Annotated in this window: 24 protein-coding genes; 13 read left to right on the top strand and 11 right to left on the bottom strand. The window is 73.0% G+C overall.

Features of this window, described 5'->3' with window-relative positions; all coding sequences use genetic code 11:
- Nucleotides 1-44: 44 nt before the first annotated feature.
- Nucleotides 45-227, bottom strand: coding sequence for a hypothetical protein (locus F8566_RS15200; RefSeq protein WP_151560845.1), 183 nt, complete (start codon nucleotides 225-227; stop codon nucleotides 45-47).
- Nucleotides 224-2,074 (bottom strand): hypothetical protein, encoded by a 1,851-nt coding sequence (locus tag F8566_RS15195; protein ID WP_151560844.1) that lies wholly within the window; start codon nucleotides 2,072-2,074, stop codon nucleotides 224-226. Before F8566_RS15195 ends, F8566_RS15200 begins: the two co-directional genes overlap by 4 nt.
- 165 nt (nucleotides 2,075-2,239) lie before the next feature.
- Here F8566_RS15195 and F8566_RS15190 point away from each other — a divergent pair, with 165 nt between their 5' ends.
- From F8566_RS15190 to F8566_RS15180, 3 genes are all read left to right on the top strand, one after another.
- Nucleotides 2,240-2,671, top strand: coding sequence for a cupredoxin domain-containing protein (locus F8566_RS15190; RefSeq protein ID WP_151560843.1), 432 nt, complete (start codon nucleotides 2,240-2,242; stop codon nucleotides 2,669-2,671).
- A gap of 3 nt (nucleotides 2,672-2,674) precedes the next feature.
- Nucleotides 2,675-3,979 carry a hypothetical protein gene (locus F8566_RS15185; RefSeq protein ID WP_151560842.1) on the top strand — a complete coding sequence of 435 codons (1,305 nt, stop codon included), beginning with the start codon at nucleotides 2,675-2,677 and terminating at the stop codon, nucleotides 3,977-3,979.
- 987 nt (nucleotides 3,980-4,966) lie between these two features.
- Nucleotides 4,967-5,926 (top strand): helix-turn-helix transcriptional regulator, encoded by a 960-nt coding sequence (locus F8566_RS15180; RefSeq protein ID WP_151560841.1) that lies wholly within the window; start codon nucleotides 4,967-4,969, stop codon nucleotides 5,924-5,926.
- Between the two features lie 31 nt (nucleotides 5,927-5,957).
- Here the strand turns inward: F8566_RS15180 and F8566_RS15175 are convergent, their stop codons facing one another.
- Entirely contained in the window at nucleotides 5,958-6,542 is a 585-nt protein-coding gene (locus F8566_RS15175; RefSeq protein ID WP_151560840.1) for a TetR/AcrR family transcriptional regulator, read from the bottom strand.
- An 88-nt stretch (nucleotides 6,543-6,630) separates the two neighbouring features.
- On the opposite strand from F8566_RS15175, the gene F8566_RS15170 reads away from it, so the two are divergent.
- Together F8566_RS15170 and F8566_RS15165 are read left to right on the top strand one after the other, a co-directional pair.
- On the top strand, nucleotides 6,631-7,971 hold the full coding sequence (locus tag F8566_RS15170) for an MFS transporter (RefSeq protein ID WP_151560839.1): 1,341 nt from the start codon (nucleotides 6,631-6,633) through the stop codon (nucleotides 7,969-7,971).
- Between the two features lie 95 nt (nucleotides 7,972-8,066).
- A complete protein-coding gene (locus tag F8566_RS15165) occupies nucleotides 8,067-8,531 on the top strand; it encodes an SRPBCC family protein (RefSeq protein WP_151560838.1) in 465 nt (154 codons plus the stop codon).
- 4 nt (nucleotides 8,532-8,535) lie between these two features.
- On the opposite strand, the gene F8566_RS15160 is transcribed toward F8566_RS15165, so the two are convergent.
- Nucleotides 8,536-9,315 (bottom strand): alpha/beta fold hydrolase, encoded by a 780-nt coding sequence (locus F8566_RS15160; protein WP_151560837.1) that lies wholly within the window; start codon nucleotides 9,313-9,315, stop codon nucleotides 8,536-8,538.
- A 33-nt stretch (nucleotides 9,316-9,348) separates the two neighbouring features.
- Nucleotides 9,349-10,314 carry a LysR family transcriptional regulator gene (locus F8566_RS15155; RefSeq protein ID WP_151560836.1) on the bottom strand — a complete coding sequence of 322 codons (966 nt, stop codon included), beginning with the start codon at nucleotides 10,312-10,314 and terminating at the stop codon, nucleotides 9,349-9,351.
- 83 nt (nucleotides 10,315-10,397) lie between these two features.
- Here F8566_RS15155 and F8566_RS15150 point away from each other — a divergent pair, with 83 nt between their 5' ends.
- Nucleotides 10,398-11,462 (top strand): aminotransferase class V-fold PLP-dependent enzyme, encoded by a 1,065-nt coding sequence (locus F8566_RS15150; protein ID WP_151560835.1) that lies wholly within the window; start codon nucleotides 10,398-10,400, stop codon nucleotides 11,460-11,462.
- 68 nt (nucleotides 11,463-11,530) lie between these two features.
- A complete protein-coding gene (locus tag F8566_RS15145; protein WP_151560834.1) occupies nucleotides 11,531-12,673 on the top strand; it encodes a serine hydrolase domain-containing protein in 1,143 nt (380 codons plus the stop codon).
- Here the strand turns inward: F8566_RS15145 and F8566_RS15140 are convergent.
- On the bottom strand, nucleotides 12,670-13,692 hold the full coding sequence (locus F8566_RS15140) for a 3-oxoacyl-ACP synthase III family protein (RefSeq protein WP_192809681.1): 1,023 nt from the start codon (nucleotides 13,690-13,692) through the stop codon (nucleotides 12,670-12,672). The two genes, F8566_RS15145 and F8566_RS15140, sit on opposite strands and share 4 nt — an antisense overlap.
- Before the next feature lie 217 nt (nucleotides 13,693-13,909).
- On the opposite strand from F8566_RS15140, the gene F8566_RS15135 reads away from it, so the two are divergent.
- From F8566_RS15135 to F8566_RS15125, 3 genes are all read left to right on the top strand, one after another.
- On the top strand, nucleotides 13,910-14,974 hold the full coding sequence (locus F8566_RS15135) for an ACP S-malonyltransferase (protein ID WP_151560833.1): 1,065 nt from the start codon (nucleotides 13,910-13,912) through the stop codon (nucleotides 14,972-14,974).
- Nucleotides 14,975-15,046: 72 nt separating this feature from the next.
- Nucleotides 15,047-16,876 carry an acyl-CoA dehydrogenase gene (locus F8566_RS15130; RefSeq protein ID WP_151560832.1) on the top strand — a complete coding sequence of 610 codons (1,830 nt, stop codon included), beginning with the start codon at nucleotides 15,047-15,049 and terminating at the stop codon, nucleotides 16,874-16,876.
- Between the two features lie 119 nt (nucleotides 16,877-16,995).
- Nucleotides 16,996-17,571, top strand: a complete 576-nt coding sequence (locus F8566_RS15125) for a TerD family protein (protein WP_151560980.1) — start codon at nucleotides 16,996-16,998, stop codon at nucleotides 17,569-17,571.
- Nucleotides 17,572-17,644: 73 nt separating this feature from the next.
- Here the strand turns inward: F8566_RS15125 and F8566_RS15120 are convergent, their stop codons facing one another.
- A complete protein-coding gene (locus F8566_RS15120) occupies nucleotides 17,645-18,808 on the bottom strand; it encodes an alpha/beta hydrolase (RefSeq protein ID WP_151560831.1) in 1,164 nt (387 codons plus the stop codon).
- A 12-nt stretch (nucleotides 18,809-18,820) separates the two neighbouring features.
- On the opposite strand from F8566_RS15120, the gene F8566_RS15115 reads away from it, so the two are divergent.
- Nucleotides 18,821-19,468: a TetR/AcrR family transcriptional regulator gene (locus tag F8566_RS15115; RefSeq protein WP_225993193.1), complete on the top strand. Its 648-nt coding sequence runs from the start codon at nucleotides 18,821-18,823 to the stop codon at nucleotides 19,466-19,468.
- On the opposite strand, the gene F8566_RS15110 is transcribed toward F8566_RS15115, so the two are convergent.
- Nucleotides 19,465-19,881 carry a RidA family protein gene (locus tag F8566_RS15110; RefSeq protein WP_151560830.1) on the bottom strand — a complete coding sequence of 139 codons (417 nt, stop codon included), beginning with the start codon at nucleotides 19,879-19,881 and terminating at the stop codon, nucleotides 19,465-19,467. The two genes, F8566_RS15115 and F8566_RS15110, sit on opposite strands and share 4 nt — an antisense overlap.
- Nucleotides 19,882-19,892: 11 nt before the next feature.
- Complete coding sequence (locus F8566_RS15105) at nucleotides 19,893-21,632, bottom strand: class I adenylate-forming enzyme family protein (RefSeq protein WP_151560829.1); 1,740 nt, start codon at nucleotides 21,630-21,632, stop codon at nucleotides 19,893-19,895.
- A 153-nt stretch (nucleotides 21,633-21,785) separates the two neighbouring features.
- Between F8566_RS15105 and F8566_RS15100 the strand changes: the two genes are divergently transcribed.
- Nucleotides 21,786-22,568, top strand: coding sequence for an HAD-IIA family hydrolase (locus F8566_RS15100; protein WP_151560828.1), 783 nt, complete (start codon nucleotides 21,786-21,788; stop codon nucleotides 22,566-22,568).
- 98 nt (nucleotides 22,569-22,666) lie between these two features.
- Here the strand turns inward: F8566_RS15100 and F8566_RS51165 are convergent, their stop codons facing one another.
- A complete protein-coding gene (locus F8566_RS51165) occupies nucleotides 22,667-23,140 on the bottom strand; it encodes a hypothetical protein (protein ID WP_225993216.1) in 474 nt (157 codons plus the stop codon).
- Between F8566_RS51165 and F8566_RS15095 the strand changes: the two genes are divergently transcribed.
- Nucleotides 23,046-23,588 (top strand): DUF3152 domain-containing protein, encoded by a 543-nt coding sequence (locus F8566_RS15095; RefSeq protein ID WP_225993214.1) that lies wholly within the window; start codon nucleotides 23,046-23,048, stop codon nucleotides 23,586-23,588. The two genes, F8566_RS51165 and F8566_RS15095, sit on opposite strands and share 95 nt — an antisense overlap.
- Nucleotides 23,589-23,646: 58 nt before the next feature.
- Here the strand turns inward: F8566_RS15095 and F8566_RS15090 are convergent, their stop codons facing one another.
- Nucleotides 23,647-24,273, bottom strand: a complete 627-nt coding sequence (locus F8566_RS15090) for a YigZ family protein (protein WP_151560827.1) — start codon at nucleotides 24,271-24,273, stop codon at nucleotides 23,647-23,649.
- Nucleotides 24,274-24,282: the final 9 nt, after the last annotated feature.

The raw sequence follows: 24,282 nt of genomic DNA, 5'->3' as shown, positions 1-24,282 counted from the left end.
TGTGGTCTGCGTGGCCGGCGAGCCAGCACCTGCAGCAACAGAACCTAGGTGGGGTCGCGGGTCTCCTCGTCGTCGCCCCGGCGGCGGTCGCGCCAGACCACGACGGCGATCACCGCGACCACGATGAACGTGGGCACGAAGAACGGCACGGCGCTGATGAGCGGATGAGCGGCGAGCACGCCGTCTGCCACCGAGACATGGGCCGCGAGGATCTGGGCCACTGTCATGCGGTGACCTTCTGCCGGTCGCCGGTCCGGGCGGCGGGCGCCGGGATCACGCGCGAGACGCGGGAGACGCCCCACCCGAGCGCGATCACCAGGATCACCGTGCAGACCAGGACCACCGAGGAGGAGGCCAGCCAGAGCCAGCCGGGCACGTCGGACTTGAGCTCGCGCTGCAGGATCCTCTTCTCGCTCTGAACGTCGCGGGTGAAGCTCTGCGGCGCCGGGAGTTCCTTGGCGCCGATGGCGGGGTCGGCGGGCATGTAGATGGGCACGCCTGCCAGGGTCCGGCCGTCATGGAGGCGGATCAGCGTCTTCCAGTCGCCGTGCAGCGGCATGGGCTTGCTCGTCCGGTAGACGCCCTGGCGCTCGCGGATCAGCGGTTCGACGTGCAGGCCCTGGCCCTGCCAGCCGGTCATGGCGATCCAGGCCGGGTCGTCGACGGCGCCGTCGGGTGCCAGCTCGACGCGGGCGTGCGCGGTGCGGCTGGCGGGACCGCCCTGGACGTTGGTGAGGGTGACGGTGGCCTTCTGGTCGGTGGGAACGGAGATCACCAGGCCGTTCGCGACGGCGGCGGCGACGGCGGCGAGCGCTGCGGCGAACAGCGCGCGTGAGACCGCCGGGCGCGGCAGCCTGCCTTCCAGCCCTTCGGCCAGCAGCGCACCGCACAGGCCGCCCGCGACACCGCCGACCACGGCCATGATCATGCCTTCGGCGAGGATGTCGCCGGTCCAGGGCAGTCGCATGGCGACCTGGCTCCAGCCGAACTCGGCGGCGAAGCCGGCGGTGCCGATGAGCAGGCCGCTGACCGCGCCGAGTGCGATCGGGCGCCGGGCGAGGACGAGCGCGGCCAGCTCGACGCACAGGGCCTCGGCGAAGTAGAGCGGCACCGACGCCCACAGCTCGCCGATGACGGGGCCGACGACGACGGAAACGCCTCCGCGGACCAGCATGTAGAACACGACGGCGAAGATCGCTCCGCCGCGGCCGACCCACAGCCGGGCGGCGACCAGCGCGCAGCCTGCGGCGAGCGCGATCAGCAGGGGCTGGTGAACGAGGCGGAACTGGGGCACGCCGAAGTCGTACTCGGCCTGGAAGACCGACAGCCCGATCAGCAGCCCGCCCGCGATCATGCCTCGGCGTATCCAGCGTGCCCAGGCCGGTGGCTGCACCGCGGCCGCCTGTCCGGCGGCCGGTCCGGCCTGGCGGCCCTCGCGTTCGAGGATCATCATGGCGACCAGCGACAGGCCCGCGCCGCCGATGAGCATGAGGTGGGTCGGGCCCCACAGCGTGACGTCCTGGCCGAAGATGCGGTGCCAGACGTCGTCGAGGGGGAAGCCCAGCAGGGCGTAGAACCCGGCGCCGGCCAGCAGGACCCCGCCGACCGGGGCGTACCAGTCGCGGGTGACCCGGACGGCGGCCGGGCCGGGCCGCTCGCCCTTGGGCAGCGCCACCGCCAGGACGCCGGCGGTGAAGATGCCGAACAGCCCGATGAGGATCGGGTAGTGCGCGATGTTGGCCAGCGGGCCCTCGTCACGGCCGTGCGAGATGTGCAGGGAGATGTCCCAGTACATGCCGAGCAGGGCGGTGATCAGCGAGAGGAACGCCACCACGCTCGGCAGCGCGGCCCAGCCGGGCAGGCCACGGCCGGGGCCGCGCTGGGCGAACCCGGCCAGCCGTGTCAGCAGCGTGATCCGGCCGGTGCGGTGCCCCCATCCGAACACCAGCAGGAACGCCGTCAGGAGCGCGGCACCGCCAGTGGCGATGACGATCTGATCCAGGGCCGCGCCGCCCGCGGGCTTCTCCTCGGGGGCGGCCAGCCGCAGCACGACGGTCAGTCCTGTGTCACTCACTCGATCCAACACGGGTGCTCCCATAGCCGACAAAACGGGGTACAAACCCATCCCGGCCGGAGTATGTCATTTCACTATGTGTCATTGTCTAGTGTCACGGTTTGTGGGATGAAACACCTGTTCGGAAGGAGTGGCATGAGGGGCGTACGGCTGAGGACAGTGGTGATGGCAGTGGCCATAGGGGTTGCTGTGACGCTCGCCGGGTGCGGCGAGCCCGCTGCGCCGTCCGGCGGTACAGGCGGTTCCGGCGGCACGAGCGGGACGGGGACGGCGAAGTCTGCACCCGCCACATTCACCGGTCCTTCGCGTAAGCCCGATGTCACCGTCGTCAGCGCGACCGTCTCCCGGGGCAAGGTCGAGATCGCGCAGAACGGGGTGAACGCGCAAGGCCGGGTGAAGGTACGCCGCGGAGCCACCGTGCGCATCACCGTCACCACGGACGAGGCCGACGAGTTCCACCTGCACGGCTATGACCGGACGCTCAAGCTGTCACCCGGCCGCCCCGGCACCCTGGATGTGGTCGCCGACAAGACCGGGGTGTTCGAGGCCGAGTTGCACCACTCCGGCGCCCGCGTGTTCGAGCTGCAGGTGAGCTGACCGGTGGAGGTGCTCGCGCACGGGCTCGGCGGCCGGACCGACCTGCCGCTGGACGCCGTCGCCGCCATCGTCGGCGGCGGCGCGGCGGTGGCGGCCTCGTTCCTGGCGCTCACGGTGGCGTGGCGGCGTCCCCGCCTGCGTCCGGAGGGCGGCAGGCCGGTGCCCGCCCGTATCGCCCGCGCCCTGGACTCACCGGCGCTGACCTGGGCCGGCCGCACGGTGGCGCTGGCGGCTGCGGTGTTCGTGGTGGTGGTCGCGCTGGCCGGACCGGGGGGCGAGAAGGCCAACCTGGCCCCGTGGGCGCTGTACGTGACGTTCTGGGTGGGGCTGGTGCCGGCCAGTGTGCTGCTGGGGCCGGTATGGCGGCGGGTCAACCCGCTGCGGACCCTGCACGACGGGCTCTGCAGGATCACCCGGGCCGACCCGGCCGGGCGCTGGCCGATCCCCAAACGGCTGGGCTACTGGCCCGCCGCGGCGTGGCTGACCGGTTTCGTCTGGCTGGAGCTGGTGGCTCCGCACCGTTCCGACCCGCGCCTGGTCGGCGTCCTGATCATCGCGTACGGGGCGGTGAATCTGGCGCTGGCCCGGGTGTGCGGGCGGGACTGGTTCACCCGAGGGGACGGGTTCGAGGCCTACTCGAACCTGCTGGCGCGGATGTGCCCGGTGGGCCGCCGCGGTGACGGGACGCTGGTGCTGCGAACCCCGTTGACGGGGCTGATGCGGGTCACCGGCGAGCCCGGTCTGGTGGCGGCGGCCTGCGTGCTGATCGGCTCGACCGGCTTCGACGGCATCACGCGGACCACGTACTGGCGTGACAACGTCGACCCCGGCAGCCTGAGCGCCGGAACCCTGGGCCTGGCGGCCGCGATCGGCGTTGTCACGGTGCTGTACCTGGCGGGGATGCGGGTGAGCGCGGCGCTCACCGGGGAGGCCGCGGGCGAGCTACCGGGGCGGTTCGCGGCGACTCTGCTGCCGATCGCGCTGGGCTACACCGTGGCTCACTACTTCTCCTTCTTCGTCCTCGAAGGGCAGATGACCTTCATTCTCGCCAGCGACCCGTTCGGCACCGGGCTGAACCTGCTCGGTTCGACCGGCCACCGGATCGACTACGACCTCGCCGGCCCCACCTTGACCGCTCAGGTGCAGGTCAACGCCATCGTGCTCGGCCACATCGCGGCCACCATCGCCGCCCACGACCTCGCGCTGCGCACCCAGCCCGCCCACCGCACCGTCCGCGGCCAGCTTCCGATCGCGGTCGTCATGGTCGCCCTCACCTGTGCCGGACTCTTCGCCCTGCTCAGCGGCTGAGCCCTGCTGCGCGGTTGAGTCCTGCTGCGCGGTTGAGTCCTGCTTGGCGTCCGAGTCCTGCTTGCGCTTGCGCACCTCGCGGATCGCCACGCCGATCGCGATGAGGATCGGGATCCAGTACTTGGCCGTGATCACGATCGCCTTGATCCACCACGGTACGGACACGTCCGGCAGATCCGGCAGCGAGATGTCGGGCAAGGGGATGTCCGGCCACGGGATCGACGGCAGGTCGACCGAGGGAAGGTCGATGTCGGGCTTGGGCAGGTAGGACAGCAGCAGCTTGATCAGGACACCGAGGCCCAGCAGCGGGAACAGCACCTTGGCGGTGGCCGCGGCGGGGTGCCGCGCGGCGTACAGGACCGGGTGCTCGCGGGCCCACTTCTCGCGCTTGGCGGCGCGGCTTCCCTCCGGCGGCGTGAACGGGAACGCCGGAGCCTTGCCTTCGGACCCGGAGGCCTCGTCCTTGCCGGCGTCCTTGACCAGTGAGACCTTGGCCTCCGCTTTGGCCTCCGCCTCGTCGTCGCCGTCCTCGTCACTGGCGGCGGGAGCGAGCTCGACCTTGCTGGCCTCGCCGTCCAGGAGCCCCCTGGAGTCGAAGTGCACGACCACGGTCAGTTCGTCGTCGTAGGGCAGTTCGCCCTTGATGATGATCTCGTTCGTCTCTCCGGCCGGTTCGCCGTCGACGTAGAGCCGCGCGACCCGCTGCCAGTCGGTGCGCTCCGTCTCGATCTCCAGGCGGTGCCCATCGTGGTCGAGCACCCATCTGCCTTCGGCGGTGCCGGTCATCGGGATCCCCTTGATCAAGGACTGCATTGCGTTCTCCCCCCGTACGCTGCCTCCAGGCTGCACCGCCGCGCCCGGGCCGCGCTGCGTCCGAAGCTCCAAACCCCATAGACCAAAGTCGAATGCAGGCAGGACGATCGAGGACGACCTGCGCCGATCCGATAAGGGTCAGATCTTGTCCTTGTTCGGGGGGATGCTGGAAGGGTGACCGACACCACCTGGGCCCGGCTTCTCCAGCTTCTGTCGCTGTTGCAGACCCGGCGTGAATGGACCGGACCGGAGCTGTCCGAGCGGCTCGGCGTGAGCGGCCGGACCGTGCGCCGTGATGTGGAGCGCCTGCGGGACCTGGGTTATCCCGTGCACGCCACGTTGGGCTCGATCGGCGGCTACCGGCTGGAGGCGGGCACCGCGATGCCGCCGCTGCTTCTGGACGACGATGAGGCAGTGGCGATCGCCGTGGGGTTGCGCGGTGCCACCGGCGGCGCGGTGGAGGGCATCGAGGAGACTTCCGTACGCGCCCTGGCCAAGCTGGAGCAGGTCCTGCCGGAACGGCTGCGCCGCCGGGTCAGCGCGCTGAACGCCGCGACCGTGCCGATCGACGGCGCACCCGCGGGGCCGACGGTGGATCCCCGGACGCTCACCGTGCTGGCCGCCGCCGCCCGCGACCACGAACGCGTGCGCTTCTCCTACCGCGACAAGGACGACAGCAGCTCCCGGCGCCAGGCCGACCCGCACAGCCTGGTGCCGGCCGGCCGCCGCTGGTACCTGGTGGCCTTCGACGTCGAACGCGCCGGCTGGAGGACGTTCCGGACCGACCGCATCGAGGCGCCGCAGCCGACGGGGGTGCGGTTTCCCCCGCGCGAGCTGCCCGCCGAGGACGCCGCCGCGTTCGTGCGGAAGGGCCGCGCCCGAGGATCGACGGTGCGCGCGGTGCTGCTGGTGCACGCCTCGGCCGAGCGTCTCGCCGACAGCTTCCGCGTGAGCGGCACCGAACTGGAGCCGGTCGACGAGCACACCTGCATCGTGCGCACGGCCCCCGAGTCGCTGGAGTGGACCGCGCTGCGCATCGCCTTCCTGGAGCTGGACTTCGAGGTCAAGGAGCCGCCCGAGCTGGCCGGCCGCCTCCGCGACCTGGGCCGCCGCCTGGTCCGCGCCGCCGGGTGAAGGGGAGCGGCGCCGGCTGAATCCGGGAGGTTCAGGGGCGGTGGGGGGCGAGGAGGTCGTCGAGGCCGGCTCGCAGCGCGCCGGGCAGGGCGCCTTCGCCGTCGAGCGCCCAGACGATGAGGGTGCCGTTGTAGGCGACCTGGACGGACCTGGCCAGGCGCGCCGGATCGGTGCCCTCGGCCAGTTCGCCGGCGGTGACGGCGTCGGCGAGCAGCGCGGAGATCTCCTCGCGCATGACACGGGTGTAGGTGCGGGCGTGCTCGCGGAACTCGGGGTCGGTGAGGTCCAGCTGGAGGAACCCGAGGTTGTTGGCCAGTTCCTCGGGGGTGCCGACGCCTGAGGCCAGGGCCGCCATCGCCGCGTGCAGGGCTTCCAGCGGGGAGGCGTGGTCGCGGCGGGCGCGCTCGAACGGCCGGCGGGCACCGTGCTCGGCGCGCCGGGCGAAGGCCAGCAGCAGCCCGCGCTTGGAGCCGAACCGCTGGACGAGGGTGGCCGGGGACAGCCCGGCCTCCGCGGCCACCGCGTTCAGGGTCAGCCGCCCGGGGCCGAGGCGTCCCAGGGCTCGTGCGGTCGCGCCGAGGATCGCCTCGTCGCTGGTGGTGCGCGGTCGCGCCACGGTCCCCTCCGGATTTGTGAATGAACGTTTGAAAACTCTACCAGGATCGTTTATAAACGAACATACATTTACTAACGGAGGTGGCGTCATGCGCCGTGGTGCGCTCCTGGCCGTGCTCTGCGCGGCACAGGTCATGCTGGTACTGGACCTGGTGGTGGTGACCGTCGCGCTGCCGGCGATGCGGGCCGATCTCGGCATCGCCGAGGGCGACCTGCAGTGGGTCGTCACCGCCTACGGCCTGGCCTACGGCGGGTTCATGATCGTGGCCGGCCGGGCGGGAGATCTGTACGGGCACCGGCGGGTCCTGGTCACGGGACTGGTGGTCTTCATCGCCGCGTCGGCGCTGGCCGGGCTGGCCGCCGGCGCGCCGCTGATGTTCGGCGCCCGCGCGCTGCAGGGGCTCGGTGCCGCCCTGGTGTCGCCCGCCGCGCTCGCGCTGGTCGTCACCGGTTTCGCCGAAGGCGAGGCCCGCAACCGCGCGCTCGGGATCTGGGGCGCGGTCGGGTCTGGCGGCGCCGCCGCGGCGGGCCTGGTCGGCGGCGTCCTGACCGACCTGGTGGACTGGCGGGCGGTCTTCCTGGTGAACCTCCCGATCGGGGTGCTGGTGATCCTGGTGGTGCTGTGGGCGGTGCCCGGCGGGCGGCCGGCCGGGCGGGCGCGCCTGGATCTGCCGGGGTCGGTGCTGCTCACCGCCGGGGCCGTGCTGTTCGTCGCGGCCGTGTCCCGCGCGGCCGGCGGCGTGACGTTCAGGGTGCTGGGGATGGCGGCGGGCGCGGTGGGGCTGCTCGGCGCGTTCGTGGTGGTGGAACGCGCGGTACGGGCGCCGGTGGTGCGGCTGTCGATGTTCCGCGACCCGCATGTGCGGTACGGGAACCTCGTCTGCGCCCTCATCGCCTCAGCGGCGCTGGTGACGCAGTTCTTCGCCACGCTCCACCTGCAGAACGTGGCGGGCCTGGGCGCGCTGGCGACCGGGCTGGTGTTCGCGCCGGTCACCCTCATCATCGTCGTGGTGTCGGGGAAGGCGGGTGCGCTGGTCTCCCGGTTCGGCGCCCGGGCGACGCTGGTGGCCGCCGCCGGGTGCACCGCGCTGGGTCTGCTGGCGATGGCGGCGGGCCCGGCCGCCATCGACGGCTGGGCCGCGCTGCTGCCGGGGCTGCTCATCAGCGGGCTGGGCGCGGGACTGGCCTATGCGCCGTCGATGATGGTGGCGACCACCGGCGTGGCCGATGCCGAGCAGGGGCTGGCCTCGGGGTTGCTCAACACCTCGTTCCAGCTCGGCGCGCCGCTGGGCCTGGCGCTGATGAGCACCGTGGCCGCGGTCGCAGGCGGTTACCAGGCCGCGTTCCTCGCGGCGCTGGTGTTCCCGGCGCTGGTCCTGGTGGCCGTTCAGGCGCTGCCACGGGAGTCGCCCGCGCCCCAGCCTGAGTGAGGTGCGGGCGCTCGCCGGCGGGCGTTTGACCCCCGATCCTCCGGGCAGGGCCAGCCACGACCCAGAGAACCCCGACTCGAATGGAGGAATCGGTCATGAGCACCATCGAGCAGTCGATCGACGTCGAAGTGCCCGTGCGCGCCGCATACAACCAGTGGACCCAGTTCACCGAGTTCCCGCGGTTCATGGAGGGCGTCGACAAGATCGACCAGATCAGCGACACTCGCACGCACTGGAAGACCAGCATCGCCGGGGTCAAGCGCGAGTTCGACGCCGAGATCACCGAGCAGCGGCCCGACGAGCGCATCGCCTGGACGTCGGTCGAGGAGCCCCGGCAGGCGGGTGTGGTCACCTTCCATCACCTGGCGCCCGAGAAGACCCGCGTGATGCTCCAGATGGAGTTCGCCCCCGAGGGCGTGGTGGAGAAGGCCGGGGACGCCCTGAACGTGGTCGAGCGCAAGGTCAAGGGCGACCTCAAGCGGTTCAAGGAGTTCATCGAGGCCCAGGGCCGCGAGACCGGCGGCTGGCGCGGCGAGGTCGGCCAGGACCCGACGTCCTGACGCCTCAGTCGAGCACGAACCCGCGGATGATCTCGGTGAGCTCGGCCGGGCGCTCGAACAGCACCAGATGGCCGCTGTCGATCTCGGTGTAGCGGCTGTCGGGGATGCCCTCATGGAGGGCGACGGGCCCCCAGGCCGGCACGAGCTGGTCCCGGGTCAGCTCGACCACCAGCGTCGGCACCGCGACCCGGGGCAGCAGATCGCGGATGTCGACCCGCAGGTTGAGGTCGATCTGGCGGTCCAGCCCGGGTTCGCGGGTGCCCTCGGCGATCGCCTCGGCGATGCCGTCGGGGCCCAGGCCGTCCAGGAAACGAGGGCTGAAGCCGTGGAGGGTCACCTCGCGGTGGAGCAGCCTGAAGTCGGCGCGGTCGAGATCGCGCCACAGCTCGAACATCAGGCGCTGCCGGGAGTCCCCGGTGTGCGGCCAGCCCGCCACGAGCACCATCCGGCGGACCAGGCCGGGCTCGAGCGCCGCGACCGCGGCGGCCACGACCGCGCCGAGGGAGAAACCGACCATGTCGACGGGTCCGTCGACCGCGGCGCGGGCGGCGGCGGCCACCTGGCCGGCCAGGATCTCCACGGTCAGCTCGCCGCCCGCGTCGGTGGTCTTGCCGCTGCCGCTGAGGTCGGGCCGCACGACGGTGCGGTCGCCGGAGAATCCGTCGACCAGGTGGCCCCAGTCGCTCTCGCCGCTGCCCTGGGTGCCGTGCACCAGGATCAGTCCGGGGCCGGTGCCCTCGACCTCGTAGTGGACGTTGGCGTCGGCGACGGTGATCGACGGCATGGATTCCCCTTTTTGGCGCGGTGATACAGCCGTTTATGTCCTTACGGGCCGTCGGCCGTCAAGAGCCACGGCCTCCTTGATCGTGTCGACCTCTGTGAGAATGCCGGCCGCGGCGGTGCCGAGCTCGTCCAGCAGTGCGGCGACCGCGGGCGGCCGCGGTCCGGCGGGCACGAGGGCGCTGACGCGGCGGCGGCCGAGGTCGGGCAGCGGCGGCAGGGCCACTCCGGGCTCGTGATGCAGCGCCAGGGCCAGGCCGGGCAGGGCGGTGACCGCCAGTCCGCGGGCGACCAGCCGCTGGACGGCGATGTGGTCGTCGGTGGCGAACGCGATGCGCGGGGTGAACCCGGCCTGTTCGCAGGCGCGCAGCAGGTGGCCGCGGCAGCGTTCGCACCCTGACGCCCAGGTCTCCTCCGCCAGGTCGGCCAGCCCGGCGTGGCGCGCCGTGGCCGGGTCGGCGAGCGGGTGGTCGCCGGGCAGCGCCAGCCGGACGGGGTCCTCGCAGAGCGCGACCTCGCGCAGCCGGGTGTCGCCGTCGGGCGGCGCCCCGGGGTAGGAGAACACCACGGCCAGGTCGACGTCACCTGCGCGCAGCGCCGCCAGCGCTTGCGGCGGCTCGGCCTCGACGAGGCTGACGGTGACCTCGGGCGCGCGGTCGCGCAGCGCGGCCAGCGCGTCGGGCAGCAGCGCGGCCGCCGCGGTCGGGAAGACCGCGGCGCGGACGCGGCCGGCGCGCAGCCCGGCGACGGCGGCGATGCGCTCCTCGGTGTCGGCCATGCGGCACAGCACGTCCTCGACGTGCTCGACCAGGATCCGCCCCGCCTCGGTCAGCCGCACGCCGCGCCCGTACCGGATGACCAGCGGGGTGCCGACCTCGGCCTCCAGCCGTGCGATGTGGTGGGAGACCGCGGGCTGGGTGAAGGAGAGGGACCGCGCGGCGGCGGTCATCGACCCGAGCCGCGCCACCTCGCGCAGGATCCGTCCCCGGTGAAGGTCCAGCATCCGCCCAAGCTATCAATGCCACTTATGGTTGTTCTAGATAATAGGACTTTGTCCTATGGCTTGGGGGCGGCGATGATCGGGACATGAACATTTCGATCCGCGACGCCCAGCGGGAGTTCTCCGCCGAGGTCACGTTCCTGAACACCGCGAGCTACGGCCTGCCGCCCCGGGTCGCGCACGAGGCGATGCTGGCCGCCGAGCGGGACCGGGCGGCCGGGCTCCTCACGACCGATCTGGGCGACGCGGCGGTGACCCGGTCGCGGGAGTCGTTCGCCCGCCTGATCGGCCTGCCCGCGGACCGGGTCGCGATCGGCCCGCAGGTGTCGTACTTCGTCGGCCTGGTGGCGGCCTCGCTGCCCGCCGGCGCCACCGTGCTGGTGGCCGACGGCGACTTCACCTCGCTGCTGTTCCCGTTCCTGGCGCGGCCGGAGCTGAGGGTCCGCTCGGTGCCGCTGGAGCGGATCGCCGACGCGGTGGACGGCGGCGTGGACCTGGTGGCGGTGTCGGCGGTGCAGTCGGCCGACGGGGCGCTCGCGCCGATGGAGGACCTCATCGGCGCGGCCCGCGCGCACGGCGCCCGGATCCTGCTGGACGCCACGCAGGCGGCGGGCTGGCTGCCGCTCCCGGCCGACCGGGTCGACCTGCTCGTCTGCGGCGGTTACAAGTGGCTGCTGGGCCCGCGCGGCACCTGTTTCCTGGCGGGCACGGCCGAGGCGCTGGCCGCGCTGCCGCCGATGGCGGCCGGCTGGTACGCCGGCGATGACATCTGGAACTCGATCTACGGCCTGCCGCTGCGGCTCGCCGCCGACGCGCGCCGCCTGGACATGTCCCCGGCCTGGCAGGCGTGGGCCGGGCACGCCCCGGCACTGGAGTTCCTGGAGCAGGTCGGGATTGAGGCGATCCACCGGCACGACCTGGCGATGGCCGCGCGGTTCCGCGCAGGGCTCGGCCTGCCGCCGGGCGATTCGGCGATCGTGTCGGTCGGGGTGGCCGACGGCACCGCCGAGCTGCTGCGCGACAACAAGCTGGTCGCCGCGGTACGGGCGGGGTTGCTGCGCTGCTCGTTCCACCTGTCGACGACCGAGGAGGACGTCGACCGCGCCCTGGACCTGCTGGCGGGACGTGTCCGGCTCCCCGCCACGGCCTGACGCTCATGCCCGGGCCCGGACCGAATCCCGCTCTGGTGGCCGGCGCGGAACCCGTCTACCTTGCGTTCATGACGCAGATCCACGGCACGTGCGATGACCGGTTCGGCGGGGTGCGCGACGCACTGGCGGCCTCCCTCGACCGCGACGACGTGGGCGCCTCGGCGGCGGTGTTCCTGGACGGCGAGCCGGTCGCCGACCTGTGGGGCGGCCATGCCGACGAGGCGCGCACGCGGCCCTGGGAACGCGACACCATCGTCAACGTCTGGTCGACGACCAAGACGATGACCGCGCTGTGCGCGCTGATGCTCGCCGACCGCGGTGAGCTGGACCTGCATGCCCCGGTGGCGCGGTACTGGCCCGAGTTCGCCGCCGCGGGCAAGGAGCGCGTGGAGGTGCGGCACCTGCTGGCGCACACCGCGGGGCTGCCCAGCTGGGACGAGCCGATGGAGATCGAGGACCTGTACGACTGGGACAGGTCCACCGCGGCGCTGGCCCGCCAGCGGCCCCGGTGGGAGCCGGGCACCGAGTCGGGCTACCACGCGTTCACCCAGGGCCATCTGGTCGGCGAGGTGATCCGCCGGATCACCGGGGTGAGCGCCGGCACGTTCTTCGCGGCGGAGGTGGCCGGGCCGCTGGGCGCCGACTTCCACATCGGCCTGCCCGCCGAGCACGACCACCGGGTCGCGCCGGTCATCCCCGCGCCGGTCCCCGGCTCCGAAGGGCCGGCGATGGAGGCGGCGCGGCTGCTGCTGCGCCACTACGGCAATCCGCGGTTCGACGCCGGCACCGCCAACTCCGAGGGCTGGCGGCGCGCGGAGATCCCGGCCGCGGGCGGGCACGGCAACGCGCGCTCGGTGGCCGCGGTGCAGTCGGTGCTGGCCTGCGGGGGAGAGGCGCGCGGGGTACGGCTGCTGTCGCAGGCGGGCTGCGAGGTGGTCTTCCAGGAGCAGTCGAACGGCAAGGACCGCTGCCTGGGCGTCCCGTTGCGGCTGGGGATGGGGTACGGGCTCAACAGCGCGGAGATACCGATCTCCCCCAACCCGCGCACGTGCTTCTGGGGTGGCTGGGGCGGCTCGCTGGTGGTCGTGGACCTGGACGCGCGCATGGTGGTGGCGTACGCGATGAACCGGATGCTGAGCCCCGGCACGCTCGGTGACGACCGGGGCGTCGGCATCGTGCTGGCCGCCTACGCGGGCCTGGCGGCCGGTTAGATCGATCCGGGCGGCCAGACGATCAGGGTGTGGCCCCAGGTGAGCCCGGCGCCGAAGCCGGCGAGCAGCACCACCTCGCCCTCGCCGATGCCGCGGGTGCGCACGGCGCGGTCCAGGGCGTACGGCAGGCTCGCGGCGCCGATGTTCCCGACGTCCTGCCCGGCGATCACCATCTGGCCGGGTGCGAGCCCGGCATGCTCGGCCAGCGACTCCACGAGCCGGGGGTTGGGCTGGTGCGGGACGACCAGCGACAGGTCCGACGGTTTCACGCCGGCGTCGTCGGTCGCCTCGGCGATCAGCCGGGGGAGGACGTCGACGATGAACGAGCGGACGGCGCGGGCGTCCATGTGGATGGTGTGGCCGAGCGAGGCCAGGGTGCCGGGGCTGGCGGGCGTGCGGCTGCCGCCGGCGGGGATGAGGACGTCGCCGGCGCGGGTGCCGTCGGCGCCCATCCCCATGGAGGCGATCCCGTACGGCGGCGGGGCCGGCCCGATGACGGCGGCCGCGGCGCCGTCGCCGAACAGCGCGGCGGTCGCGCGGTCACCGGTGTTGAGGAACCGGGAGTAGACCTCGACGCCGATGACCAGGACGTAGGGGGGCTTGCCGCGCTGGGTGGCCAGCCAGCCCACGGCGGCCTGCAGCCCGTAGACGAACCCGGTGCAGGCGGCGGCGACGTCGAAGGCGGCGGCCTGCGGCGCGCCCAGCACGGCCTGCACGCGGCAGGCGGTGGAGGGGCCGAGCTCGTCGGGGGTGGAGGTGCCGAGCACGATGAGGCCGATGTCCTGCGGGGTGAGCCCGGCGGCCTCCAGCGCGCGGCGGGCGGCGCCGGCGGCCAGGTCGGACGCGGCCTGCCCGGAGCCGGCGACGTGCCGGTGCCGGATGCCGGTGCGATCCTCGATCCAGCCCGCCGCCAGGCCCATCGCCAGCGAGAGCTCCTCGCTGGCCACCTGCTGGTCGGGGAGGTAGGACCCGGTGCCCCGGATCGCCCACCGCTGCCGTACGACCGGCCGCCCGTTCATGCGTCCTCCTCATATCCCGATGTCCGGCCCGCCAGACCGGTGGTTCTCGTGCCCACGATCGGACCCCGACCGTGCATACTGGCCACACGGACGGTTGTCACGCCGATCCCTTGAGTGAATAATCGCATTTCGTGACTTTCAATCCATAACAACAACAAAGCGGTCTTCGTCCAATAAGGAAAGTCGGCCCTTCCTTAGAGGTAAGGAGAACACCCGCGTGTCCATCTCGTTCCCACTTGGCTGGACGCAGGAATTCAAACCGGACGACCTATGCGCGTTCCTGTTTCCGGGCACCGGTTCGGCCGGAGCGCCCGATCTGCAGCAGTTGTCGCGCACCGGCCCGGCAGCCCCCCGCATCGTCGCCGACGTCCTGGACGCCGTTCAGGAAGGCCTGCCGCGCACGGGCTGGCCGTCATTGCGCACGATCTTGCTGGATGAACCGGGCAAATACCGCGCCGCGGCCCGCCAGCAAGGAGTCGCGCAACTTTCCGCCTACGCCACATCTGTTGCCGTCGACAGGGTATTGCGCGCAGAAGGCGTTCCCCTCGGCTACGCGGTCGGGCAGAGTTTCGGCGAGATCGCGGCGCTGGTGAGCGCCGGAGTATTCACCATCAGCGACGGCGCCCGCATGGCCGTGAGCCTGGTGGGGGTCCTGGCCCGGCGCGGCGCCGGCGGCGGCATGGGGCTGATGGAGGCGACCGAGGACGGCACCCTGGCGTGCATCGAGTCCGCCGGTGTGCCCGAGGTCGTCGTCGCCTGCCTCAACGCCCCCGGCGTGACGGTCGTCAGCGGCCCCGAAGGGCCGCTGGAGACGGCGCTGGAGACGGCACAGGCCGCGGGCATCCGCGCCGTCCGCCTCGCGGTGCCCTACCTGTCGCACCACCCGGCGATGGCCGGCGCCGACGACGAGTGGTACGAGATGATCCGCTCGTTCCCGCAGCGCCCGCTGGAGGTCGCGGTGTACTCCCCGGTGCGCGGCCGCGCCTACCGCGACGACGACGACCTGCACCGCGCGCTCACCGACTGCATCGTCAAGCCGGTGCGGCTGCCGCAGATCCTGCGGGCCGTGCACGAGGCCGGCGCGACCGCGTTCGCCGAGGCCGGCGCGGGCAACGCGCTGTGCCAGTGCGCCCGCCTCACCCTGCCCGAGGTGCCGACGCTGGCGCCGCTGCGCGAGCGGCCGCGCCTGCCGGGGCAGCGCGAGGCCCCGGTCAGCAAGTCGGCGCCCGGCGTGCGCCCGGTGCCGCTGACCGACGCCCTCGACCGCCCCCACCTCGAATGACCCGTTCCGCGAACGATCCGTTCCGCGAATGATCCCCCACCACAACACCCCGCACCACTCAGGAGCGCCGCGATGGGAACCGTCCCCCCGCCCGATCCCGTCCTGCTGCGGCTGGTCCGCGGCGCCGGGCTCACCGCCAAGACCCGCAGCCGGCTGGAGGAGGCCGTTCCGGGCGAGTTCTTCGGCTATCCCGACGGCCTGACGATCCGGGACCGGCACGCGCTCACCTATGACCGGCTGCGGCGGGCGGGGCTGGCGGCCCCGCCCGCGCCGGAGCTGCTGGACGACCCGCCGGCGTTGTGCGCGCTGCTGGAACGCGCCGCGATGGCCGATCCCGGGCTCTTCCACGTGATGCTGCTGCACTACACCCTGGCCCTCGGCCCGATCCTGCTGTTCGGCTCCGAGCAGGAGGGGCTGCGGGCGGCGCGCGACTCGCTGGAGTCGATGGAGTCGTTCGGCGCGCTGCTGATGACCGAGGTGGGACGCAGCAACAGCCATCTGGCCCCGCGGACCCTGGCGCGCTACGACGCCGCCACCCGCGAGTTCGTGCTGACCACCCCCGACGACGAGGCCGTGAAGTTCCCCACCAACACCGCCCACCCGGACATCCCCAAGATCGGCGCGGTGTACGCGACGGTGGAGCACGGCGGGCGGGAGCGCGGGGTGTTCGTGTTCGCCGTGCCGGTGCGCGGCCCGGGCGGCGCGGTGCCCGCCGGGGTGGAGATCGTCCCCGCGCCCGACACCACCGGCCTGATGGTCGACTACGCGGCGGTGCGGCTGTCGGGGCTGCGCGTGCCGTACGAGGCGTGGCTGCGCGACGGCGCCACGATCGGCCCCGACGGGCAGTTCCACGACCCGCTGGGCGACCCGGCCGCGCGGCTGACCCGCTCGATGAGCATCGGCCCGCCGGTGTGGCGCGCGGTGATCTCGATGTCGGCGGCGATCACGCGGTCGGCGGCGGGCATCCTGCACGCCCACGCCGCCGACCGGGTCACACTGGGGCGGCTGGCGCCGCTGCGGCCGCTGACCGACTACCGCAACGTCCGGGAGGCGGTGCTGGAGTCGCTGGCGTCGGCGTACGCGCTGACGGTGGTGGCCGCGCACGTCAAACAACCCCGGGACGGGGCGGGTCAGGCCGGCGGCCCGGCGACGGCGTGGGCGCCCTGGTCGGCGGTGGACCGTGACCTGGCGCTGCTGAAGGCGGCGACGACGATGGAGGCGCAGGAGACGGTGTCGCGGTGCCGGGTGCTGTCGGGCGCGCCGGGGTTCGCCGCGACCGACCGCCTCAACGGCTACCGCGGCCTGGCCCACGCCTACATGAACGCTGGCGGCGACAACGAGCTGATCCTGTTCGACACCGCCCGCGCGATGGCCGATCTGGACCGTTACGAGCCGCCGGTGGTGGCCGGGGCGGTGCCCGACGGCGGCGATCTGTCGTCCCCGCGGGTGTGGGTGCACCTGGCCCGCGACTGCGAGCTGCGGCTGCAGCGGCGCCTGGCTGGACGTGTCGCCGCGGCGCGGGCCGACGGGCGCGACGGCTTCGAGGCCTGGAACGACAACCTGTCGCTGGCGGTGCGGACGGCGACGGCCTGCGCCGACCGCACGATGCTGGAGATCCTGGCCGCCGCCTGCGAGCCGGAGCCAGGGTCTGAGCCGGCGTCCGCAGCAGGTGCGGCAGGGACGCTGCGGCCGCTGCTGGGCCTGCACGCGCTGGGCTGGCTGGAGCGCCGGGCCGGGGTGCTGCTGGACGAGGGCGTGGCCGAGCCGGGGCTGCTGGAACGGGTGTGGGAGCGGCGCGGCGCGTTGTGCGACGAGCTGGCGGGGGACGCGGCCGCGCTGGCCGCCGCCTTCGAACTCCCGTCCGAGGTCACCGCACCGACGGCTTTTGTAGGCCAAGGGTGAATCTTTCGCCACGCCGTGTGCGAAACCTGCCGGGAACCGCCGTCGGGTGGCTACCGTTCTACCATCAGGCCGTGCGGGCGCAGAGGCCCGCGCGGAACGTCTATATGGAGGTGCACGCAGTGGGAGTCAGTCTGAGCAAGGGCGGCAACGTCTCGCTGACCAAGGAGGCTCCTGGACTGACCGCGGTCGTGGTGGGTCTGGGATGGGACGTGCGGACCACCACGGGGGGCGACTTCGACCTCGACGCCAGCGCGCTGCTGTGCTCGCCGGAGAGCAAGGTGCTGTCGGACAAGCACTTTGTGTTCTTCAACAACCTCAAGAGCCCCGACGGTGCCGTCGAGCACACCGGCGACAACCTCACCGGGGAGGGCGAGGGCGACGACGAGCAGATCAAGGTCAATCTCGCCACGGTCCCGGCCGAGGTCGCCAAGATCGTGTTCCCGGTGTCGATCTACGACGCCGAGAACCGGCAGCAGAACTTCGGCCAGGTCCGCAACGCCTTCATCCGGGTCGTCAACCAGGCCGACAACAGCGAGATCGCGCGCTACGACCTGTCCGAGGACGCCTCGACCGAGACCGCCATGGTCTTCGGCGAGCTCTACCGCAACGGCGCCGAGTGGAAGTTCCGCGCCGTCGGCCAGGGCTACGCGTCCGGCCTGGCGGGCATCGCGTCCGACTTCGGTGTCAACGTCTGACCCGAGTTCCGCTCCGTGAGGGCGCCCGGCCACCGGCCGCGGCGCCCTCACACTTTCCCCGGGTGGGGGGCGGTCAGGCGCGGGGTGACAAGTGCGGGGTGACAAGGTGCGGGGTGAGGGGCAGGCGTGCGGCGCGTTCGGCCAGCGCAGTGGCCGGGCGGGCCGTCAGGCGAGCGGTGAGCCAGCCCCAGATGGCCAGGATGACGGGCCGGAACCGTTCGGGCGCGCAGTGGGTGGCGCCGCGGACGAGCCAGACGGCGGTGCCGGGCCGCCCGGCCAGGCCCGTGGTGTCGCCGCGGGGGATGTACTGGTCGTCGGCGCCGTTGACGGCCAGCAGCGGCGCGCCGTCGGGCCGGTCCAGCAGTCCCTGGGCGCGCAGGGAGAACGCCTGGAGCTGCTCGGCGACCTGGGCCGGGGTGGGCAGGGCGTCCAGGTGCAGGGCGTTGCCGATGATGCCGGCCATGCCGTACGGGAGGTTCAGCACGTCGACGGGCTCGCCGGCGGCGCCGGTCGGGCCGCCCAGGTCCACGGCCGCGTCGACCTCGCCGAGCAGGGCGAGCTTGGCGGCCCAGTGCCCGCCGAAGCTGAGGCCGAGGAAGCCGACGGGCAGCGCGTGTTCGGCGCGCAGCCGCTCGGCGAGCCCGGCCAGGATCCGGTCGGCGCCGGAGGTGAGCGGCACCGCCGACTCCCCGGTGCCGGGCATGTCGATCGCGGCGACCAGCAGCCCGGTGGCCAGGGCGGTGGCCGACGCCAGGCGGTGCAGGTCCATCTTCCAGGTGTCGACGCCGCCTGACAGGATCAGCACGCCGCGCGGCCTGCCGTAGGGCCGCCGCAGGAAGTGCACGGGGACGGGCGTCGTGCCGTCGGTGGTGCCGTCGGTGGTGCCGTCCGCCCAGGGGATGTGGAGGATCTGCCGTTTGAACGCGGCGCGGAAGCGCGGCGCGGCGGCCAGATAGCACTCCAGCTGCTGCTCGTAGGCGAACCGGCGGCCGGGCGTGGCCAGGGCGGGGAAACGCGCGGCGCCCCAGCACAGCGCGGACAGCAGCAGGTCGCCGTCGCGGTCGGCGCGTTCGGCGTGCCGCGCCCAGACCGGCACCCAGCCGCCGGGACCCATGCCCCACATGTCGTCGATCTCGTCCCGGGCGGCGGCGACCACGCGGGCGGGGATGCCGCAGGCGGTGAACTGCCGCGCCCGCTCATCGACGATCTCCTGCGGATCGGCGGGGAAGGTGAACATGACCACTAGAATGTGAGCAATCCTCAGGGTCTGGCAACTCGCATTGGAGCCGTCATCTCCACACCCCGCAAAAGGCCCCGCCAGCAGCGCTCCCAGGAGACCTACGACGCGATCCTTGAGGCGGCGGCTCAGCTTTTCGAGCGGCACGGCTACGCGGCCGCGACCACCAACCGGATCGCCGAGCGGGCCGGGGTGTCGATCGGGTCGCTCTACCAGTACTTCCCGAACAAGGACGCGCTGCTGTACGCGCTCGGGGAGCGGCACATGCTGCAGCTGGTGGAGGCGCTGGGCGCGGTGTTCGCGCGGTTGCGCGAGGAGGCGCCGCCGCTGGAGGGGACGGTGCGGACGCTGGTGGGGGCGCTGGCCGACCTGCACCGCGCCGATCCGGTGACGCACCGGCTGCTGTACGACCAGGCGCCGCGCCCGCCGGAGGCCGCGGCGCAGCTGCGTGGCGTTCAGACGGCGATGGCGCGGGAGGTCGAGCACCATCTGCGCCGGCTGGGCGTGGGCGGGCCGGACCGCGCGCTGACGGCGCTGCTGCTGGTGCAGGCCGCCGAGGCGCAGGTGCACGGCGCGCTGCTGGATCCTCCGGCGGGCCGTTCGGCCGAGGAGGTCGTCGAGGCGGTGGTGGTGCTGTGCCTGAGGTCCCTGCGCCCTTAGGCGGGTACGACGGCGAGGGCGTCGATCTCGACCAGGAGGTCGTCGCGGAACAGCCGCGACACCTCCACCAGGGTGCTGGCGGGCGCGAACCCGGGCGGCACGATCTCGTCGCGGACGGCGCGGACGACCGCCACCTGCCCGGCGTCTCGCAGGTAGTAGCCGAGCTTGATGACGTGGCGCCAGTCGGCGTCGGCTGCGGCGAGCGCGGCGTGCAGGTTGGCCAGCACCTGGCGGGTCTGGACGGCCAGGTCGCCGGGGCCGACGAGGTCACCGGCGGCGTCCAGCGCGACCTGGCCGCTGATGGCGACCAGGCGGCCGGGGACGTCCACCGAGACCGCGTGGCTGTAGCCGGGCCCGGGGGCCAGGCCGGGCGGGGCGATCTTCCGGATGCCGGTGGGGTCGTTGTCGCTCACGCCCGGCCACGTTACCCGGGTCGGCCGAGGAGTTCCTCGCGCAGGCGGGTCTTGAGGAGCTTGCCGCCGGGGTTGCGGGGCAGTTCCCCCTCGCGGAACCACACGTGTGCGGGGATCTTGAACGCGGCGATGCGGGGCCGCAGGAACTCCTGGAGCTCGGCGGTGGTGAGCGAGGCGCCGGGCCGCAGGCACACCACGGCGCCGACCTCTTCGCCGAGGACGTCGTGCGGCACGCCGATGACGCCGCAGTCGGTGACGGCGGGGTGGTCGTAGAGGGCGGCCTCGACTTCGGCGCAGTAGACGTTCTCACCGCCGCGGATGAGCATGTCCTTGGCGCGGTCGACGATGTAGACGAAGCCGTCGGCGTCCAGGCGGGCCAGGTCGCCGCTGTGGAACCAGCCGTCGGCGTCGAAGGACTGCGCGGTCGCCTCGGGCCGCCCCCAGTAGCCCTTGATGACGTTGGGGCCCTTGATGAGCAGCTCGCCGACCTCGCCGGTGGGCAGTTCCTCGCCCGCGGGACCGACGACCTTGACGTCGCAGACGGCGACGGGCGGGCCGACGCTGCCGGGCCGTTCCAGGTAGTTGACGCCGGCGTTGTAGGTGGTGACCGAGGAGGTCTCGGTGAGGCCGTAGCCGTTGCCGGGCACGCGGTCGGGCAGGCGTTCCCTGATGGTGTCGACGAGGCTGGGCGCGGCGGGGGCGCCGCCGTAGCTGACGCCGGTGAGGCTGGAGGTGTCGTACTTGTCGAAGTCGGGATGGGTGAGGACCTGCCAGGCCATGGTGGGCACGCCGCCGAATCCGGTGACCTTCTCGCGTTCGATGAGCTGCAGCGCGCGTTCGGCGTCCCACTTGTACATCAGCACGACGGTGCCGCCCTGCAGCGCGCTGGTGACCAGGACCGAGTGGCAGCCGGTGGCGTGGAAGAACGGCACCGACAGCAGGGTGACGCGCGGCTGGGGTGCGAGCAGCTCTTGCAGTGTGCGGCCGGCGCGGACGCCGCCCGACAGCATGCCGTAGGCGAGGCTGACGGGGTTGGTGGTGATGTTGCGGTGGGTGCCGAGGGCGCCCTTGGACCGGCCGGTGGTGCCGGAGGTGTAGAAGATCGTGGCGTCGTCCTCGGGGTCGAGCGTGATGCCGGGCAGCGCGGCGTCACCGGCGGGTGTGCCGGTGGCGGGTGTGTCGTCGAACGGTTCGGTGCCTGCGGGTGGCGTTCCCTCCGCGCGGACGACGAGGGTGGCGGCCAGGTCGAGACCGGGGAGCGCGGCGGCGAGGCGTTCGGCGCGTTCGCCGTCGGCGACCAGGAGCCGGGCGCCGCTGTCGCGCAGGCCGTATTCCAGCTCGGCGGCGGTCCACCAGGCGTTGAGGGGGACGACGACGGCGCCGGCGGCCGCGGCGGCCCAGAACGCCACCGACCATTCGGGATAGTTGCGCATCGCGATCGCGACCCGGTCGCCCTTGCGTATGCCGTACCGGTCGACGAGCCGGTGCGCGAAGGCCGCGACGCGCGCGTAGTGCCCGGCGAACGACAGGCTCTCGCCCTCGTACACCAGGAAGGTCTTGTCGCCGTGGCCGCGGGAGAGCTCCAGGATGTCGCGCAGGGTGGCGGGGGCGTTCTTCCACACTCGGGTGCGCACGCCGCGCACGTCCACCTCGTCCATCTCGAACAGCTGCCCGGGCGCGGTCAGCGCGGCCCGGACCTCCTGGACGCTCGGGATGCCGGGGCCGGTGTGGGTGTCGGGAACGCTGGGCATGCCGTACCTCCGCGGGACCGGGTGGCGCCCTCCCGCGCTCCCTGGCCGAACACGGTTCGGTGCGCCTGTCGCCGTGAATCTATGATCCGCGCGTGCGCGGGGTCAATCACCGCGACGTGATCCAGGGCTTGATCCACCTGCGACAATGAGCGCATGAGCGAGCGCAGGCCGATCGAGTACTGGCTGTCGGACATGGACGGGGTGCTGGTGCACGAGGGCCGGCCGGTGCCGGGCGCGGAGGAGTTCATCCGCAGGCTGTCGGCGTCGGGACGGCCCTTCCTTGTCCTGACCAACAACTCCATCTACACCCCCAGGGACCTGTCGGCGCGGCTGGCCACGGTGGGCTTGGTGGTGCCGCCGGAGTTCATCTGGACCTCGGCGCTGGCGACGGCGCGGTTCCTGTCCGACCAGCGGCCGGAGGGGTCGGCGTACGTGATCGGCGAGGCGGGGCTGACCACGGCGCTGCACGAGGTGGGGTACGTGCTGACCGACCTCGATCCCGAGTACGTGGTGCTGGGGGAGACCCGCACCTACAGCTTCTCGCAGCTGACCAAGGCGATCCGGCTGATCGAGCGTGGCGCGCGGTTCATCGCCACCAACCCCGACCCGGTCGGCCCGTCGCCGGAGGGGTCGCTGCCGGCGTGCGGCGCGGTCGCCGCGATGATCACCAAGGCGACGGGGGTGGATCCGTACTTCGTCGGCAAGCCCAATCCGCTGATGATGCGGACGGCGCTGAACGTGGTCGGCGGGCACAGCGAGCGCACCGCGATGATCGGGGACCGGATGGACACCGACGTCGTGGCGGGCGTGGAGGCCGGGCTGCAGACGATCCTGGTGCTGAGCGGCGTGACCCGCAAGGAGGAGGTCGAGCGGTTCCCGTTCCGGCCGTCGCGGGTGCTGCCGTCGATCGCCGAGGTCATCGACCTGGTGGAGTGATCCCCCGCTGACCGCGATCGCCTGATTCGCCCCGGGCCCGCCATGGATGGAATGGGCGGCGCCATGATCGCCTGGCCACTACGATGCCGCAGAGATCATTAGGCGATCATCGGGGGCGAGTTGAGCGGCAGTCGCAGTGCGGGCCCTGGCGCGGGGCGCTGACCAGGGTTCATGCACAATCTCAGGGAGCCGCTGGCCCCGGCGCCGCCGCGCCGCCGCCAGCGTCGGGACGGGCGCCGTGGCCGCGTGTGGGCGGCGGCGGCCGGGGCGGCCGTGGTGATCGCCTCGGGCACGGGCGTCGCGATATGGGTGATCGTCCCAGGTGGATCCTCCGGCAAGGCGGGCACGTCCCCGCCGGGCGCGGGTGCGCCTACCGCTTCGGCGGCCCCGACGGCGCCGGGAAGCCGGCGTGCGACGGTGCCGCCGAGGGCGTCGCGGCAGGGGCCGGTGGTGAACGGCCGGCGGCAGCCGCCGCGGGTGCGGGTGGCGCGGTCGGCGGGCGGCAGGTACGCCGTGGTGCCCGGCACGGCGGTGGCGCCGGCGGGGCGGCGGGGCGCCGTGGTGCGGTACATGGTCGAGGTCGAGCGCGGGCTGCCGTTCCGTGCCGCGGAGTTCGCCGCCGAGGTGCACCGGGTGCTGAACGACCGGCGCGGCTGGGGGCGGGGCCGCACGATGCGGTTCGTGCGGGTGAGCCGGGGGCCGGTGCGGTTCCGGGTGTCGTTGTCGAGCCCGGCGCTGGTGGACCGGATGTGCGCGCCGCTGGTGACCGGCGGGGAGTTGTCGTGCGGGCAGGGCGGGCGGGCGGTGCTGAACGCGCGCCGCTGGGGCATCGGCGCCGTCACCTATGGCCGGGATCTGGCGACCTACCGCGAGTACCTGGTCAGCCATGAGGTGGGGCACCTGCTGGGGCATCAGCACGAGCAGTGTCCGGGCCCGGGCCGTCCGGCGCCGGTGATGGTGCAGCAGAGCAAGTCGCTGTACGGATGCCGCCCGAACCCCTGGCCCTTCCCGAAGGGCTGAGCTCCCGGCCGCCGGGCCGGGGGTGCGTCCTCAAGGGTGTGTCCTCAAGGGTGTGTCCTCAGTCGTTCACCGGCACTTCGATGTGCCCTGTGGCTCCGCGCGTCATGTGCGCCTGGCCTGCCGTGACCTCCGCCGCCCAGGCCTGGAAGCCTTCCAGGTCTTCCACCGGCACCGCCACGTCGGCCTCGACGCCGTCCCCGTAGCGGACGTCGCCCGGTTGCCTGCCGCTGCCGTGCAGATCCCCCAGGAAGCGGCCGGCGAGCGCGTGGTCGACCCGCACGGTCATGGTCACGACCGGCCGCAGCTCCACCACCCCGACGGTGTCCACGGCGGCCGCCACCGCCTGCCCGTACGCGCGGACCAGCCCGCCGGCGCCGAGCTTCACCCCGCCGAAATATCGCGTCACCACCGCGGCGGTATCGGTCAGCCCGCGCCGCACCAGCACTTCCAGCATCGGGATCCCGGCCGTCCCGGCGGGCTCCCCGTCGTCGCTGCTCTTGGTGATCTCGCCGTGTTCGCCCAGGACGTAGGCGGTGCAGTTGTGGGTGGCGTCGCGGTGCGCACGGCGATGGCCGGCCAGGAACTCCGCCGCCTCGGCCTCGGAGTGAACGCGGGCCAGCGTGCAGATGAACCTCGACTTGCGGATCTCCAGCTCGTGGGAGCCCGCTTTCCTGATCATGCGCATGGGGCTCTG

The organism is Actinomadura rudentiformis (assembly GCF_008923185.1).
In the GTDB taxonomy this organism is placed as follows: Bacteria; Actinomycetota; Actinomycetes; order Streptosporangiales; family Streptosporangiaceae; genus Spirillospora; species Spirillospora rudentiformis.
Note: the sequence above shows the minus strand (reverse complement) of the source record. Positions and strands in the feature narration are given on the sequence as shown.

Excerpts from the sequence above, each read along its gene's own strand:
- F8566_RS15165 (WP_151560838.1), top strand. The coding sequence starts at position 8,067 with ATGAGCACCATCGAGCAGTCGATCGACGTCGAAGTGCCCGTGCGCGCC.
- F8566_RS15100 (WP_151560828.1), top strand. The coding sequence starts at position 21,786 with ATGAGCGAGCGCAGGCCGATCGAGTACTGGCTGTCGGACATGGACGGG.
- F8566_RS15130 (WP_151560832.1), top strand. The coding sequence starts at position 15,047 with ATGGGAACCGTCCCCCCGCCCGATCCCGTCCTGCTGCGGCTGGTCCGC.
- F8566_RS15145 (WP_151560834.1), top strand. The coding sequence starts at position 11,531 with ATGACGCAGATCCACGGCACGTGCGATGACCGGTTCGGCGGGGTGCGC.
- F8566_RS15150 (WP_151560835.1), top strand. The coding sequence starts at position 10,398 with ATGAACATTTCGATCCGCGACGCCCAGCGGGAGTTCTCCGCCGAGGTC.
- F8566_RS15170 (WP_151560839.1), top strand. The coding sequence starts at position 6,631 with ATGCGCCGTGGTGCGCTCCTGGCCGTGCTCTGCGCGGCACAGGTCATG.
- F8566_RS15140 (WP_192809681.1), bottom strand. The coding sequence starts at position 13,692 with ATGAACGGGCGGCCGGTCGTACGGCAGCGGTGGGCGATCCGGGGCACC.
- F8566_RS15190 (WP_151560843.1), top strand. The coding sequence starts at position 2,240 with ATGGCAGTGGCCATAGGGGTTGCTGTGACGCTCGCCGGGTGCGGCGAG.
- F8566_RS51165 (WP_225993216.1), bottom strand. The coding sequence starts at position 23,140 with ATGTACCGCACCACGGCGCCCCGCCGCCCCGCCGGCGCCACCGCCGTG.
- F8566_RS15160 (WP_151560837.1), bottom strand. The coding sequence starts at position 9,315 with ATGCCGTCGATCACCGTCGCCGACGCCAACGTCCACTACGAGGTCGAG.
- F8566_RS15120 (WP_151560831.1), bottom strand. The coding sequence starts at position 18,808 with ATGTTCACCTTCCCCGCCGATCCGCAGGAGATCGTCGATGAGCGGGCG.
- F8566_RS15090 (WP_151560827.1), bottom strand. The coding sequence starts at position 24,273 with ATGCGCATGATCAGGAAAGCGGGCTCCCACGAGCTGGAGATCCGCAAG.
- F8566_RS15105 (WP_151560829.1), bottom strand. The coding sequence starts at position 21,632 with ATGCCCAGCGTTCCCGACACCCACACCGGCCCCGGCATCCCGAGCGTC.
- F8566_RS15200 (WP_151560845.1), bottom strand. The coding sequence starts at position 227 with ATGACAGTGGCCCAGATCCTCGCGGCCCATGTCTCGGTGGCAGACGGC.
- F8566_RS15155 (WP_151560836.1), bottom strand. The coding sequence starts at position 10,314 with ATGCTGGACCTTCACCGGGGACGGATCCTGCGCGAGGTGGCGCGGCTC.